Source organism: Luteimonas sp. MC1895, from assembly GCF_016457215.1.
In the GTDB taxonomy this organism is placed as follows: domain Bacteria; phylum Pseudomonadota; class Gammaproteobacteria; order Xanthomonadales; family Xanthomonadaceae; genus Luteimonas.
In genome coordinates, this window is sequence record NZ_JAEMDY010000006.1 from 121,054 (window position 1) to 136,105 (window position 15,052).

Annotated in this window: 15 protein-coding genes; 1 reads left to right on the top strand and 14 read right to left on the bottom strand. The window is 71.5% G+C overall.

All coding sequences use genetic code 11. The annotated features are described in order from the left end of the window. From napE to aspS, 9 genes are all read right to left on the bottom strand, one after another. The gene (gene napE / locus JG616_RS12745; RefSeq protein WP_235973136.1) at positions 1-159 is read right to left on the bottom strand and encodes a periplasmic nitrate reductase, NapE protein; all 159 of its coding nucleotides are present in this window, start codon (positions 157-159) and stop codon (positions 1-3) included. A 141-nt stretch (positions 160-300) separates the two neighbouring features. Next, complete coding sequence (locus JG616_RS12750) at positions 301-1,290, bottom strand: LLM class flavin-dependent oxidoreductase (RefSeq protein WP_199362752.1); 990 nt, start codon at positions 1,288-1,290, stop codon at positions 301-303. 64 nt (positions 1,291-1,354) lie between these two features. After that, on the bottom strand, positions 1,355-3,304 hold the full coding sequence (locus tag JG616_RS12755) for a potassium transporter Kup (RefSeq protein ID WP_199362751.1): 1,950 nt from the start codon (positions 3,302-3,304) through the stop codon (positions 1,355-1,357). A 22-nt stretch (positions 3,305-3,326) separates the two neighbouring features. Further along, positions 3,327-3,917: a Holliday junction branch migration protein RuvA gene (ruvA, locus tag JG616_RS12760; RefSeq protein WP_199362750.1), complete on the bottom strand. Its 591-nt coding sequence runs from the start codon at positions 3,915-3,917 to the stop codon at positions 3,327-3,329. Further along, positions 3,914-4,450 (bottom strand): crossover junction endodeoxyribonuclease RuvC, encoded by a 537-nt coding sequence (gene ruvC / locus JG616_RS12765; protein ID WP_199362749.1) that lies wholly within the window; start codon positions 4,448-4,450, stop codon positions 3,914-3,916. The genes ruvA and ruvC overlap by 4 nt, the downstream gene beginning before the upstream one ends. 9 nt (positions 4,451-4,459) lie before the next feature. Further along, the gene (locus JG616_RS12770; protein WP_199362748.1) at positions 4,460-5,191 is read right to left on the bottom strand and encodes a YebC/PmpR family DNA-binding transcriptional regulator; all 732 of its coding nucleotides are present in this window, start codon (positions 5,189-5,191) and stop codon (positions 4,460-4,462) included. An 84-nt stretch (positions 5,192-5,275) separates the two neighbouring features. After that, on the bottom strand, positions 5,276-5,875 hold the full coding sequence (locus JG616_RS12775; RefSeq protein ID WP_255529248.1) for an alpha/beta fold hydrolase: 600 nt from the start codon (positions 5,873-5,875) through the stop codon (positions 5,276-5,278). A 43-nt stretch (positions 5,876-5,918) separates the two neighbouring features. Continuing rightward, on the bottom strand, positions 5,919-6,479 hold the full coding sequence (locus JG616_RS12780) for a GNAT family N-acetyltransferase (protein WP_199392817.1): 561 nt from the start codon (positions 6,477-6,479) through the stop codon (positions 5,919-5,921). Positions 6,480-6,692: 213 nt separating this feature from the next. After that, positions 6,693-8,453 carry an aspartate--tRNA ligase gene (gene aspS, locus JG616_RS12785; RefSeq protein WP_199392818.1) on the bottom strand — a complete coding sequence of 587 codons (1,761 nt, stop codon included), beginning with the start codon at positions 8,451-8,453 and terminating at the stop codon, positions 6,693-6,695. 124 nt (positions 8,454-8,577) lie between these two features. Here aspS and JG616_RS12790 point away from each other — a divergent pair, with 124 nt between their 5' ends. Further along, on the top strand, positions 8,578-9,828 hold the full coding sequence (locus tag JG616_RS12790; RefSeq protein ID WP_199392819.1) for an MFS transporter: 1,251 nt from the start codon (positions 8,578-8,580) through the stop codon (positions 9,826-9,828). Between the two features lies 1 nt (position 9,829). Here the strand turns inward: JG616_RS12790 and JG616_RS12795 are convergent, their stop codons facing one another. The 5 genes from JG616_RS12795 to JG616_RS12815 form a co-directional block, all read right to left on the bottom strand. Beyond that, positions 9,830-10,186, bottom strand: coding sequence for a zinc ribbon domain-containing protein (locus JG616_RS12795; RefSeq protein ID WP_199362743.1), 357 nt, complete (start codon positions 10,184-10,186; stop codon positions 9,830-9,832). Positions 10,187-10,285: 99 nt separating this feature from the next. After that, positions 10,286-10,957, bottom strand: coding sequence for a hypothetical protein (locus JG616_RS12800; RefSeq protein WP_199362742.1), 672 nt, complete (start codon positions 10,955-10,957; stop codon positions 10,286-10,288). A gap of 56 nt (positions 10,958-11,013) precedes the next feature. After that, a complete protein-coding gene (locus tag JG616_RS12805; RefSeq protein ID WP_199362741.1) occupies positions 11,014-11,466 on the bottom strand; it encodes a universal stress protein in 453 nt (150 codons plus the stop codon). 62 nt (positions 11,467-11,528) lie between these two features. Further along, positions 11,529-13,055, bottom strand: coding sequence for a hypothetical protein (locus JG616_RS12810; RefSeq protein WP_199392820.1), 1,527 nt, complete (start codon positions 13,053-13,055; stop codon positions 11,529-11,531). Positions 13,056-13,115: 60 nt separating this feature from the next. Next, on the bottom strand, positions 13,116-15,002 hold the full coding sequence (locus JG616_RS12815; RefSeq protein ID WP_199392821.1) for an ABC-F family ATP-binding cassette domain-containing protein: 1,887 nt from the start codon (positions 15,000-15,002) through the stop codon (positions 13,116-13,118). Positions 15,003-15,052: the final 50 nt, after the last annotated feature.

Here is a 15,052-nt window from a genome sequence, read left to right on the forward strand (position 1 = left end):
TCAGGCCACCGGAGGGCCGGTGAACATCTGGAAGATCCAGACCGCGAACCCGTATCCGCCCACGATCATCACCGAGAGGATCGGAAACAGCACCACGGTGATGAAGAGGAAGAGGATCAGCTCCCTGCGCTTGCCTGACTGGCCGGTGTTCGCCTCCAAATCGCGCTCCTCCCGCTGCGGCTGCATGCGGAAAGATTAGCCACATTCACCCGGCGAGGCCAGATGCGAAGTCCCAAGTTGCGCACGCAGCCACGCACGCGGCCGTCTCCCCGCCAGTCGCGGGTGCAGGGATGCAGGCGTCTACATCGGTGCGGCGCAGGCACGCGCGGCCATCGCGAACGAGGCCAGGCGCGCGTCGTGGTCGAAGATGTTGGCGGTCAGGATCAGCTCGTCGGGTCGATGGCGCGCGACGAAGTCCGCGATGCCCGCACGTACCGCTGCCTCGTCGCCCACGACCGAGCAGGCCAGGGCCGCATCGGCGGTCGCGCGCTCGACCGGCGCACACCAGCCGTCGATGTCGTCCACCGGCGGCGGCACCAGGCCGATCTCGCCCCGGCGCAGGCGCACGAAGGTCTGCTGCATGGTGGTGAACAGCCGGCGGGCTTCGGCATCCGTCCCCGCGCCGACCACGTTGAGCGCGAGCATCGCGTACGGTGCCGCCAGGCGTTCGGACGGCCGGAATTCGTGGCGGTAGAGGGCCACGGCCTGCTCCATCATCGCCGGCGCGAAGTGCGAAGCGAACGCGAACGGCAGGCCCATCGCCGCGGCCAGGCGAGCACTGAAGAGGCTGGAGCCGAGCAGCCACACCGGCACCTCGAGGCCGGCGCCGGGCACCGCCTGGACCTTCTGGCCCGGTCGCACCGGCCCGAAATACGCGAGCAGCTCGCCGACGTCGTACGGGAAGGCGTCGGCACCGTCGTAGTAGCGCCGCAGGGCGCGCACCGTCGCCTGGTCGGTGCCCGGGGCGCGGCCCAGGCCGAGGTCGATGCGATCGGGGTACAGCGAGGCCAGAGTGCCGAATTGTTCGGCCACCTGCAGCGGTGCGTGGTTGGGCAGCATCACGCCGCCCGCGCCCACCCGGATCGTCGAGGTGCCGCCGGCGATGTGCCCGATCAGCACCGCGGTCGCCGCGCTGGCAATGCCCGGCATGTTGTGGTGCTCGGCCAGCCAGAAGCGGCGGTAGCCCAGGCGCTCGGCGTGGCGCGCCAGGTCGAGGCTCTTGGCAAACGCCTGCGCCGGCGTGTCGCCTTCGAAGACCGGGGCCAGGTCGAGCAGGGAGTACGGGATCATGGCGGGGCTCGCAGCGGGGGTTCCCCACGACATGGGGCCGCCGGGCACCGGATGCCAGCCCGGCTCAGATCTCGACCTGGGCGCCCAGCTCCACCAGCCGGTTGCCGGGGATGCGGAAGTAGGCGTTCGCGGGCGCGGCGTTGCGGTGCATGAGCGCGAACAGCTTGTCGCGCCAGACCGGCATGCCGACGCGCCGGCTCGCCACCACCGTCTCGCGGCCGACGAAATAGGTCGTGTCCATGGGGTCGAGGTCCAGGCCCTCGATGTCGCAGGCACGCATCAGCGCCAGCGGGATGTCGGGCGTGTCCATGAAGCCGAAGCGCACCGTCACCCGGTAGAAATCCTCGCCGATGCCGCGCAGCTCCAGCCGGCGCTCGCGCGGGGCGTAGGGCACGGCGAGCGTCTCGGCGGTCAGGAACAGGTTGCGCTCGTGCAGCACCTTGTTGTGCTTGAGGTTGTGCATGAAGGCGTGCGGCACCACGCCCGGGTCGCTGGTCATGAAGATCGCCGTGCCCGGCACGCGCACCGGCGGCGCCAGCATCAGCCCGGAAATGAAGGTATCCAGGCGCAGGCCTCCGGCCTGGACGCCCTCGCGCAGCAGCTGCTTCCCGCGCCGCCAGGTGCGCAGCATGGTGAACAGCACGATGCCCAGCACCAGCGGGAACCACGCGCCCTGCAGCACCTTGGCGCCGTTGGCGACCACGAAGGCGACGTCGATCACCAGGAAGACCAGGCAGCAGGGCAGCACCCAGCGCCGCGCCCTGGGCCACAGGGCGCGCGCGACGATCGCCAGCAGCAGCGTGTCGATCAGCATCGTCATCGAGACCGAGATGCCGTAGGCGGCCGCCAGCGACGAGGAAGAGCCGAAGCTCAGCACCAGCAGGATCACGATCACCGCCATCGACCAGTTGATCGCCGGGATGTAGATCTGGCCGATGGTTTCGCTGGAGGTGTGCTTCACGCGCATGCGCGGGATGTAACCCAGCTGCATCGCCTGGCGCGCCACCGAGAAACCGCCGGTGATCACCGCCTGCGAGGCGATCACCGTGGCCATGGTCGCAAGCACGATCATCGGCCAGCGCCCCCATTCGGGCACGCCGATGAAGAAGGGGTTGCGGATCGCCGCCGGGTCCTCGAGCACGAGCGCGCCCTGCCCCAGGTAGTTCAGCATCAGCGAGGGCAGCACGAACCAGTACCAGCCGAGGCGGATCGGCCGCGCGCCGAAATGGCCCATGTCGGTGTAGATCGCCTCGCCGCCGGTGACCGCCAGCACCACCGCGCCGAGGATGAAGACGCCGCCCCAGCTGTGCTCGATGAAGAACCGTGCCGCCCACAGCGGATTGATCGCCTTGAGCACTTCCGGCTCGTGGACGATGTTGAGCACGCCCAGCGCCGCCAGCGACAGGAACCAGAGGATGGTGATGGGGCCGAAGACGCGGCCCACCTTCTCGGTGCCATAGCGCTGGGTCGCGAACAGCGCCGCCAGCACCGCCACCGTGATCGGCACGATCCAGTCATGCAGCTGCGGCGCGACCACTTCCAGGCCCTCCACCGCCGACAGCACCGAGATCGCCGGGGTGATCACGCCGTCGCCGAAGAACAGCGAGGCGCCGAAGACGCCGAGGATGCCGACCAGGTAGCCGGACTTCGACCCCGGCTTGAGGCTGCGCTGGGCCAGCGCCATCAGCGCCATGATCCCGCCCTCGCCCTCGTTGTCGGCGCGCATGATGATGGTCACGTACTTGAAGGTCACCACCACGGTCAGCGCCCAGAAGATCAGCGACAGGATGCCCAGCACGGTGTCGTGGTTGGCGGTCAGGCCGTAGTGCGGGTTGAAGGCCTCGCGCAGGGTGTACAGCGGGCTGGTTCCGATGTCACCGAAGACCACGCCGATGGCGCCGACCACCAGCCCGAACAGCCCGATCCGGCCATGGCCACGGGCATGGCCCTGGCCGTGGTCGCTGCCGGGCACGGACTGCGGCCCCGCGTGGGGCTTGGATGCAGCTGCGGACATGGGGTTCCCGATCGAGGCCGGCTCAGCGAAGCGCGGACTGTAGCGCCTTCCGGATGATGGATTCCGCAGGGTCGCCGTCGACGTGCGCCTGGCGTGCCATCCGCTGCGCTTCGGCCGGCTTGTAGCCCAGCTGCTGCAGCGCGACGGTGGCCTCGGACAGCGGGTCGGCGGGCACGCCGGCCAGTGGCGTCGCCAGGGCCCCGCCCATGATCGCCTCGGCCCGGTCGCGCAGTTCGACCACGATGCGTTCGGCGGTCTTCTTGCCGATGCCGGGAATGCGGGTCAGCGCGGTGACGTCGCCGGCCTGCACGAGGCGCGCGAACTCCTCGACGCTGGCACCCGACAGGATCGCCAGCGCGATCTTCGCGCCGATGCCGGTGACCCGCTGGACGTCGCGGAACAGGCGGCGCTCGGCCTCGGTCGCAAACCCGTAGAGGGAGACCGAATCCTCCTTCTGCGCGTAGTGCGTGAAGAGGGTGATCTCCTTCCCGAGCACCGGCAGCTCGTAGAAGGTGCTCATCGGCGCTTCGAGTTCATAGCCGACGCCGTTGACGTCCAGCACCAGCCACGGCGGCGACTTGTGCGCCAGCAGGCCCCTCAGGCGGCCGATCATCGGCGGCTCCAGGCCAGGCGCGTGTCGATGCCCATGCGCTGCGCGCTGGCGCGGGTATGGGCGTGGGTGATGGCAATGGCCAGGGCGTCGGCGGCGTCGGCCTGCAGGCGGCCCTTGAGGCCAAGGATCGCCCCGACCATGTGCTGCACCTGGGCCTTGTCAGCGGCGCCCTTGCCGACCAGGGCCAGCTTCACCTGGCGCGCGCCGTACTCGCTCACGGGCAGGCCGTGCATGACCACGGCGCAGATCGCGGCGCCTCGGGCCTGGCCGAGCTTGAGCGCGGAGTCGGCGTTCTTCGACACGAACACCTGTTCGATCGCGACCTCGTCGGGCCGATGCGCCTCGACCACGGCGCGCAGGCCATCGAGCAGCCGGCGCAGGCGCTGCGGAAGGTCGCCGGGCACGGCCGCGGCGCCCGCCAGCAGGTCGAGCGGTGCGTGGTAGACGTGGGTGGTGCGCCCCGCGGCGTCGACGTCGATGATGCCGACGCCGGTGCGCTGCGAGCCGGGGTCGATGCCGAGGATCCTGGTCACCTGTCCAGCTTACGCGTATGCGTCGTCGCCGAGCCCGGCGTTGGAATAGACCGCCTGCACGTCGTCGATGTCTTCCAGCCAGCGCAGCAGCTTCACCACCTGCTGGGCGGTCTCGCCTTCGACGGCGATGTCGTTGTCGGCGCGCAGGGTGACCTCGGCGTGCGCCGCGGGCAGGCCGGCGGCGGCCATGGCGTCGCGCACCGCGGCGAAGTCGTCGGGCGAGGTCAGCACGTCGATGGCGCCGTCCTCGGGATAGACCACCACGTCCTCGGCACCGGACTCGATCGCGGCGTTGGTCACCGCGTCCTCGTCGGCGCCGGCGTCGTAGCGCAGGATGCCCTGCTTGCGGAACATGAAGGCGACCGAGCCGTCGGTGCCCAGGTTGCCGCCGAACTTGCCGAAGGCATGGCGCACGTCGGCCACGGTGCGCACCTTGTTGTCGGTCAGGCAGTCGACGATCACCGCGACCCCGCCCGGGGCATAGCCCTCGTAGCGGATCTCCTCGTAGTCCACGCCTTCCAGCTCGCCGGTGGCCTTCTTGACCGCGCGCTCGATCACGTCCTTGGTCATGTTGGCCGACAGGGCCTTGTCGATGGCGCTGCGCAGGCGCGGGTTGCCCCCGGGATCCCCACCGCCGGCGCGCGCGGCGACCGAGATCTCGCGGATCAGCTTGGTGAAGATCTTCCCGCGGCGCGCGTCTTCCGCGCCCTTGCGGGCCTCGATCGAGGGACCCCTGCCCATGCGTGCTACCCATCCTCTGTACGGCTGCGACCCGTCGATTCTACCTGTCCTGCCGGCAGAACCCCGATTGGATCGGCCGGGACTTCAGCGCAGGAAGGCGCCAGACTCGAGGAACGCCAGCACCTGCCGCACCGCTTCGCGGGAAACCAGCAGGCCGCTGTGCGAGGCGTCGATCAGCACATGGTCCGCCAGCCCCGGGACGCGGGTTTCGTCGAGCTGCACCGTGCCGTCGTGCACGCCATCGAACCGCGCGACCAGTGCCCCCAGTCCGCGCGGCCGGCTGCCCGCGACCATGCCGATCTCGACGCCGGGCGGCAGCCACGTACAGCCCGACCGGAGCAATGCCGCGCTGCGCCCGAGGTAGAGCGTGGTGAGCGGGTTCCGCGACATCACCTGCGCCACCCCGCTGCCGCGCAGCGGCGTGCCCAGGCAGGCGACACGTACCACCGGCAGGGTCGGTTCGGCCCGGAGCGCCTCCAGCGCCATCAGGCCACCGAGGCTGTGGCCGACGACGTGGGTGGGCGGCCCGTGGCGCAGCCGGTCGCGCACGGCGTCGACCGCGGCGCGGGTGCTGCCGACGATGCTGCGATAGCCGAAGATCGCGGGTTCGTAGCCGGCCGAGCGCAGTCGCGCGGCGAGCGTGCGCATCGCCAGCGGCGGCATCCACAAACCGTGCACCAGCAGCACGCGGCGGACCGCCTGCACCCCGGCGGCATCGGCCGCGGACTCAGGACCGCGTGGCGTCGGCGTCATCGGCGGTGTACGGCCTGGTGCGGCGCAGGATGTATTCGAGGTCGCGGGTCCGGCCCACGGGGAACAGGTACTCACCCACCCGGTCGAAGCCGCGGCGTGCGTAGAAGCGCTGGGCGCCATGGTTGCCCGACCAGACGCCGATCCAGAGGCCGCAGGAACCATTGCGCTGCAACCAGGCCATGACCGTGTCGAACAGCGCGCCTCCCCAGCCACCGCCCTGGTAGGCGGCGAGCAGGTAGAGGCGCTTGAGCTCCCCGTCCCCGGAGGCCACGTCCGGATGCGGCAGGCCGCAGGGCCCGGCGGCGGCGTGGCCGACCGCTTCGCCCGCGTCTTCCAGCAGCCAGATCGCGTAGTCCGGGTGCGACAGGATCACCCGCTGCCGCTCCTCGGCGTAGGCCTCGGCGATGAAGTCGGCGAGGTCGTCGGGCGGATACAGATGCCCGAAGGTTTCGGTGAACGTGCGCGCGGCGAGACGCGACAGCGTCCCCGCATCGTCGGCGGTGGCACGGCGGATGGTCGGTGAGGACGCGGACATGCCCGCCATTGTAGGACCGGCTGCAGGAGCGGCTGTAGGAGCGGCTACAGCCGCGATTGCGGAACGACCGGCAAGTGCGATCGCGGCTGTAGCCGCTCCTACAGGGTGGTGGCGGCATCGCCGCGGGGGCGATCGCGGCTGTAGTCGCTCCTGCAGGGTGGTGGCGGCATCGCCGCGGCGGCGATCGCGGCTGTAGCGGCTCCTGCAGGCCGCTCAGCGGCCCTTGGGGCGGACAGTGACGTGGACTTCGGCCAGCTGCGCGTCCTCGATGGGCGACGGGGCGCCGGTCATCAGGCACTGGGCGGTGGTCGTCTTCGGGAACGCGATCACGTCGCGGATCGACTCCGTGCCCGCCATCAGCGCGGCGATGCGGTCGATGCCGAAGGCGATGCCGCCGTGCGGCGGGGCGCCGTACTTCAGCGCGTCGAGCAGGAAGCCGAACTTGGCCTGCTGCTCGTCGGCACCGATGCCCAGCAGCTCGAACACCGCCGCCTGCATCGCCGGCCGGTGGATGCGGATCGAGCCGCCGCCGATCTCGTTGCCGTTGAGCACCATGTCGTAGCCGCGGCTGGTAGCCGTGCGCGCGTTGGCGCGCAGGTCGTCGATGTCGTCCACCGCCGGCGCGGTGAAGGGATGGTGCAGGGCGACGTAGCGCTGTGCCTCGTCGTCCCATTCGAACATCGGGAAGTCGGTGACCCACAGCGGCTTCCAGCCGGCCTCGACCAGGTTGAAATCCCTGCCGGCCTTCAGGCGCACCGCGCCCATGAAGTCGCTGACCGTGTTGTACGCGCCGGCGCCAAAGAACACGATGTCGCCCTCGCCGGCGCCCACGTGCGCCAGCAGCGCGGCGAACGCCGCTTCGTCGAAGAACTTCGCCACCGGCGAGTTCACCGCGCCGTCCTCGCCCAGCTTCGCGTAGGCCAGGCCCTTGGCGCCGTACTTGCCGGCGTGCGCCGCGTACTCGTCGATCTGCTTGCGCGACAGCGCCGCGCCGCCGGGAATGCGCAGCGCGCACACGCGCATGCCGTCGACGCCGGCGGCATCGGTGAACACCTTGAACTGCGAGTCGCGAACCTGCACATCGACGTCCACCAGCTCCAGCGCGATGCGCAGGTCCGGCTTGTCCGAGCCGTAGCGGCGCATGGCCTCGGCCCAGGTCAAGCGCGGGAAGGCACCGAGCTCGGCGCCGACCACCTCGCGGAACACGTCTTGCACCATCTGCTCGACCGTGTCCTGCACGATCGCTTCGTCCACCCACGCGAACTCCATGTCGAGCTGGGTGAACTCCAGCTGCCGGTCGGCGCGCAGGGCTTCGTCGCGGAAGCAGCGCGCGATCTGGTAGTAGCGGTCGAAGCCGGCCATCATCAGGATCTGCTTGAACAGCTGCGGGCTCTGCGGCAGGGCGTAGAACTCGCCCTCGTGCATGCGCGCCGGCACCAGGAAATCGCGCGCGCCCTCGGGCGTGGCCTTGGTCAGGATCGGGGTTTCGATGTCCTGGAAGTCGTGCGCGTCCAGCCAGCGGCGCAGCGCCGCGACCAGCTTCGTGCGCGTGCGCATGCGGCGCTGCATTTCCGGGCTGCGCAGGTCGAGGTAGCGGTACTTCAGCCGCACGTCCTCGCCCGGGTTCTCGTGGTGGTGGAACGGCAGCGGCTCGGCCTTGTTCAGCACCTCGATCGCGGTCGCGACCACTTCCACCTGGCCGGTCGCGATCTTCGCGTTCACCGATTCGCGGCGGCGCACGGTGCCGGTCACGCGCAGGCAGTCCTCGTAGCCCACCTTCGCGGCCGTGGCGACCACGCCGGCATTGCCCTCGGCGTCCGACGGCTCGGCCACCACCTGCACGATGCCGTGGTGGTCGCGCAGGTCGATGAAGCACAGGCCGCCGAGGTCGCGGGCGACGTCGGCCCAGCCGCAGAGGGTGACGGTCTGGCCGAGCAGGGACTCGTCGATCAGGCCGCAGAAGTGGGTGCGCATGCAAACTCCGGAAGAGGCCGCGCAGGGGCGCGGAAATCGCGCATTTTAGCGGGTCCGCCGCAGGGTTTAGAATGACGGCATCGATACGCCGCACGCCCCACCCCCTTCCCCGCCCCCCCGCAGCATGATCGCCACCGTCCGTCCGCTGGCCGCGCTGCTGGCTGGCGTGGCGCTGTTGCTGATGGGCAGCGGCCTGCTCGGGACCCTGCTGGCGGTGCGCGGGCGGATCGAGGGCTACGACGACCAGACCCTGGGCCTGGTGATGTCGGCCTATTTCGCCGGTTTCTTCTTCGGCACCTATGCCGCGCCGGGGCTGATCCAGCGGATCGGCCACATCCGCGCCTTCGCCTTCTACGCCGCCCTGTGCGCGGCCACCGTGCTGCTGCACCCGATGCTGGTCTCGCCCTGGGCCTGGGCCCTGCTGCGGCTGGGGACCGGCATCGCGCTGGTCGGGCTGTACACGGTGATCGAGAGCTGGCTCAACGTGCAGGCGCCGCCGGAGCAGCGCAGCCAGGTGTTCGCGGTCTACATGGCGGTGAGCCTGCTCGCCCTGGCCGCGGGCCAGTGGCTGATCGGGCTGGCCCCGGCGGCCGGCTTCATCCTGTTCAACCTGGTCGCCATCCTGGTCTGCCTGGCGGCGCTGCCGGTGACCGCGAGCCGGATGGTGCAGCCGGAACTGCCGCCGATGCCGCGGCTGGAGCTGAAACAGCTGTTCCGCGCGGCCCCGGCCGCCGCGCTGGGGGCGCTGCTGGCGGGCATGGCGGTGGGCAGCTTCTGGGGCCTGGGCGCCGTGTTCGCCAGCCGGCTCGGACTGGGCGTGGACGGCGTGGCGCTGCTGGTCAGCGCGACCATCCTCGGTGGCGCGGCGCTGCAGTGGCCCATCGGCCGCCTGTCTGACGGCACCGACCGCCGCACGGCGCTGGTGGTGGTCTGCGTGCTCGCCGCGGCCATCGGCCTGGCGATGATGCTGCCCGCGGGCCAGTCCGGCCTGCCGCTGTATGCGCTGTGGTTCTGCTTCGGCGGCCTGGCCTTCGCCATCTATCCGATCTGCATGGCCCATCTGCTCGACCACCTGCCGCCGGAAAAGACCCTGGCGGCGGGCAGCAGCCTGCTGCTGCTCAATGGCGTCGGCTCGGCGTTCGGCCCGGCGCTGGCCGGCGTGGCGATGACGCGTTACGGCCCCGAGGCGCTGCCGGCCTTCTTCGCCGCGACGCTGTTCCTCGCCGCCCTGGTGGCTGGTGGCCGGCGCCTGCTGCGGCCGCGCGACAACGACACGCCGTCGGTCTTCCACCTGATGCTGCGCACCACGCCCACCGCGATCGAGCTGCTGCCCGAGGTGGACATAGCGGAACCGGAGGGCCAGGAGGCCCACTGAATCAGCCGGCGTCGGGCTTGGCCACCGCCGGCTTGGCCTCGGTCTTTCCGGCAGCCGGGGCCGCCGGCGCAGCGGGACTGTCCGTCTTCGCCGGCGCATCGCCGGCCGCGGCGCCGCCCTCCGGCTTGCGGGCGCCTTCGCCGCCTTCGGCGAGATTGCGCTTCCTGTCGCCGTCCTTCTTGAAGTCGGTCTCGTACCAGCCGCTGCCGGCGAGACGGAACGACGGGGCGGTCAGCTTGCGACCCACGCCACCGGCCGCGCCGCACGCCGGGCAGGTGTCGGGGTCGGGATCCGACAGCTTCTGCAGGCGGTCGAACTCATGGTTGCAGGCGGAGCAGCGGAACGCGTAGATCGGCATGGCGGACAGACACCGGACAGGGCGGGATACAGCCCCGCAAGATGGGGCCGCGTCGGTGGAAACCAACCGCGGCCCCGCATGCGCGGGTGCCGCGACCGGTCAGTCGGTCGCGCCCCAGGGCGCCGGCGGCGCCGCGACCGGCGTGGCCAGGTCGAACTCCACCTGGAACATGCGACCGCCCGGACGCGACAGCTCGTACAGGAAGCGGCTGCCGGGCTCGATTTCCATCGCCCAGGTGTTGGTGGTCGAGACATCGGCGCCGGTGCGGCCGAAAAGTTCGATCGACTCCGCATCCACCGGGAACTCCTGGCGCACCGCGGTGCCGGCGGTCGCGGACTCGCCGCCGTACATGGTCTGCTCGTCCGGGCTGCCGTCCTCGTGGCGGTGGTCGTGCTTCAGGCGCAGGCCGCCGTCGGTGCGGGTGAGCACCCAGGTGCGCGAGTGGTCGTCGCCGACGTGGAATGGCACGCGCAGTTCGCGGGTCGGGTCGTCGCAGCCGCGCACGTGCATGACCAGGTCCTTGCCCTCGAAGGCGTCGGGCTCGGGCGATGCCGGCTCGTTGGCGACGATGCGCCCGGCGAACGCCTGGCCGCAGTGGCTTGCCAGCGCGGCGAGGAAGGCGTCCGCGGGAGCGGCTTCGGGCACGGGGGCGTCGAGGGCCTCGGCGGGCGCGGCCCCGGCGCCGGCGGTGCCGGCCTGGTCGGTCGAAGGGGCACAGGCGGCAAGGGCCACCAGCGCGGCGGAAAGCACGGAGATCCGGATCGTATTCATCCGGCCACCCTAACCGCCGCGCGCGCGGCGGGCAAACCCGGCACGCGCGGCCGCTGTCAGCGCGGCTTCGGCTCGCGGTACACCAGCACCGGAATGGTCGAATGCGTCAGCACCTTGAGCGTCTCGCTGCCCAGCACCAGCCCGCTGAGGCCGCGGCGGCCGTGCGAAGCCATCGCGATCAGGTCGCAGCCGGCGTCGTCCGCGGCGTTGATGATCGCCTCCCAGGCATGGTCGCTCTCGACCATGCTCGAGCTGCAGGGGACGCCGGCCGCCGTCGCGCGCGCCTCGGCCGCGGCCAGGCGGCGTCCGCCCTCTTCGCGGGCCGCGCGGGTGTAGTCGTCATAGCCGCCGACCAGCTGTTCGCCGGTCACGCCGTAGACCCGGATCGGCGCGGTCACGGTGAAGAAATGCACGCCCGCTCCGGTTGCCTTCGCGAACGCGACGCCCTGGTCGACGGCGGACAGCGACAGCTCGGAACCGTCGGTGGGAATCAGGATCTGCCTGTACATGTCATTCTTCCTCTGCTCCCGCACACCGTGCACCCGCTTCGCGCGGGGCACATTGATCCAGGTCAGGGCGCGCCGGCTCCATGGCGCGGGCCCGCGGGGACCGGGGCCGCGGCGCGCCTGCCCGCCTTCATGCCGGCCCCGCGGATGCGCGTGGCGTGGCCGCTGCCGGTCGCCGTGTAGCCGTCGATGACGGCCTCGGCAACCCAGGCCACGGTCTGGACAACGCCGTCCCCGGCATCGATCAGCCACTGGCGGGAGACGCGCCCGTCCGCGTAAGCGAAGCGGATCGCACCGCTGGCGTCCCGCCCCCAGGTCAGCGCGACCGGCGCCTCGCCGACGGGGTAGGCGGTGCCGCTGCCGCCGCGCGCGAGCACGTGATCGGCGCGGCCGCAGGCTTCCACCACGAGGTGGTGTGGATAGTCCACGCCGCAGACCATGGGCAGCGCATGGCGGCCGACCAGCATCGCCGGCGCATCATGGGAGCGCGTGCGCGGGATGCCGGGCGCGGCCCAGAGTTCGATCCGGCGCTCCTGCCAGGGCTGCGGGTCCGGACAGTCGGGCTGCTCGTAGACGACGTCGGTCCCGATCTGCCACAGCGACACGCCCTGTCCGCGCCAGTGCCGGCGCAGGTCGCGGCCGAGGACGGTCGCCACCAGCATGCCCGTGGCCTTTTCGTCCCCCCGGCAGGGCGCATAGCCCACCCACGTCGGCACCGACTGCAGTGGCAGGAGCTGGATGGTGCCGGACATTTCGGGCCGGGGGGCGTAGAGCTGCGGGCGATCGTCCATGCCGTGCAGCAGGACGTCGCCCTGCCCGTGCGGCTCCATCAGCAGTGCGCCGTTGCTCTCCAGCGGCGTACCCGGAGCACCATGCGGTCCGGCCAGTGCCAGCACGGGCCGGGTGTCGGCGAGCCCGACGGAGCTCACCGGCATCGGGTCGAACACCAGTTGCGGGGATGCGGCGAGGCCCGGGTCAGCACGGAGCGCGGCGTTGAACGCGGCGACGTCGGCGACCAGCGACAGCCCGTCGGGGAAGCCGGCCGGTAGCCGGCCCGGATCGACCGTCAGGCGCTCCAGCGCGGTCGCCACGACCTGGAGGTCGGAGCCCCAGGCCGCGCGGATGGCCTCGGCGAGATCGGCGTCGGTGGCCGGCGGCACGCCGTCGACGGTCGTTGCGAGCACGGCGACCGCGGTCGCCAGCGGCGTGACGCGCAGCCCATCCGCGTCCTGCGCGGTCAGCCGGCCGTCCCTGCCGGCCAGCCAGGCCAGGCGCTGCTGTCCGCCCAGCAGCGACCTGAGCCGCACGCCCGGCGCAAGGTATTCGAGGCTCACCATGCCGGCCGCGCCCGTCGCCGGCAGTTCGATCTGGAACGCGCCCTGCCCGGCCGGCACCCGGGCCTGCAGCTCGCCATCGAGCAGCAGCTCGATCATTCCGGAATGCGTGCCGCCGACGTCGACCTCGCCCACCAGCAGCACCGTTCCCGGCGCGGCTGGCGGGGTGCGCAGGCGTGCCGCCTGGGTGGCGGCCGTGGGGAGCATCGCCAGGAGCACGGCGACGGCCACCACGGTCCAGGGTGCGGATCGGTCCATGCCCTGCCCCTTCCTCTGCTGGAGCCCCGACTATAGGCCGGAGGGCGCGCGCCGTCGCATTCATCCGTAGAGGTCGAGCAGCGCCTCTTCCGCGTCCTGCAGTTCCTTGCGCACCGCCTGCTGCCGGCGCGTGAGCTCCTGCCCGCGCGTGCCGCCGTCGGCATAGGCGGCGGGGTCGGCAAGCGCGACCTCGAGCGCGGCGAGCTCGCCTTCCAGCTGGGCAACCCGCTCTTCGGCCTTGGACAGGCGGTGCGGGTTGACCTTGGGGACCTTGGCCACGGGGACCGGCGGTGGCGCCGGCAGCGCGGGTTCCACGGGCTTCGCCGCGGCGGCGCCGCCCGACGCCTCGGCCGCCCTGGCGTCCTGTGGCCGCGAGCGCAGCCATGCGGCGTAGTCGTCGAGGTCGCCATCGAAGGGCTGCACCCGGCCGTCGGCCACGCGCCAGTAGGTATCGCTGACCAGGCCGATCAGATGGCGGTCATGCGAGACCAGCACGATCGCGCCGGGGAAGTCGGACAGCGCCTCGGCCAGCGCCTCGCGCATCTCGAGGTCGAGGTGGTTGGTCGGCTCGTCGAGCAGCAGCACGTTGGGCTGGCGCCAGGCGATCAGCGCCAGCGCCAGGCGCGCGCGCTCGCCGCCGCTGAAGCCGTCGATGGACTCGAAGGCGCGGTCGCCGGGAAAGCTCCACTTGCCGAGGAAATTGCGGAAGTCCTGGGTGGAGGCGTTGGGCGAGATCTCGCGCAGGTGGTCGATCGGCGAAGTGCCGGCGACCAGGGCCTCGACCGTGTGCTGGGCGAAGTAGCCGATGCGCAGGTCGGGATGCGCGTAGCGCTCGCCGGTGAGCAGCGGCAGGTCGCCGACCAGCGACTTCACCAGGGTGGACTTGCCGGCACCGTTGGGGCCGAGCAGGCCGATGCGGTCGCCGGCCTCGAGGCCGAAGTTGGCGTCGTGGAGGATGACCGTAGGCGAGGCCGGGGCGGGGTAGCCGCAGTCGGCGTGGTTCAGCCGCAGCAGGGCGTGCGGCAGCCTGGCCGGCGCCGGGAAATCGATCCGCACCTCGCGTTCGGCGCGCACCGCCTCGGTGTCGGCCAGCTTGGCCAGGCGCTTGACCCGCGACTGGGCCTGCGCGGCCTTGGCGGCGCTGGCCTTGAAGCGGTCGATGAAGCTCTGCAGGTGCGCGCGCTCGGCCTGCACCTTTTCGTGGGTGATCTGCTGCTGGCGCAGCTGCTCGGCGCGCTGGCGTTCGAAGGCGGTGTAGTTGCCGATGTAGAGCTTCGCCTTGCCGCCGTGCAGGTGCAGGGTGTGGGTATTGACGTTGTCCAGGAACTCGCGGTCGTGCGAGATCAGCAGCAAGGTGCCCTGGTACTTCATCAGCCACTGCTCGAGCCACAGCACGGCGTCGAGGTCGAGGTGGTTGGTGGGCTCGTCGAGCAGCAGCACGTCGGAGGGGGTCATCAGCGCGCGCGCCAGGTTCAGACGCACGCGCCAGCCGCCGGAGAAGCTCGACACCGGGCGCTGCTGCGCCTCGCCCGGGAAGCCCAGGCCGTGCAGCAGCCGGCCCGCGCGCGCCGCGCCGTCATAGCCGCCGACTTCCTCCAGCTTCTGGTGCGCTTCCGCGACCGCTTCCCAGTCCTCGGCGGCGAAGGCGTTGGCCTCGGCCTGCAGCGCCGCGTGCACGGCGGTGTCGCCGGCCAGCACGAAGTCGATGGCCGGATCGGGCAGCGAGGGCATCTCCTGCGCGATCGAGGCGATGCGCAGGCGCGAGGGAAGGTCGAGGTCGCCGCGGTCGGGCTCGACCTCGCCGCGCACGGCGGCGAACAGCGAGGACTTGCCGGTGCCATTGCGGCCGACCACGCCGACCCGCCAGCCGGCGTGCAGCGACAGGTCGACTTCGGACAGCAGGAGGCGCTCGCCGCGGCGCAGGGCGAAATTGCGGAAGGAAATCATCCCGACAGTTTACCGGGCTGCGCGCCGCCGCCCCGCCTGCGGTAACGTCG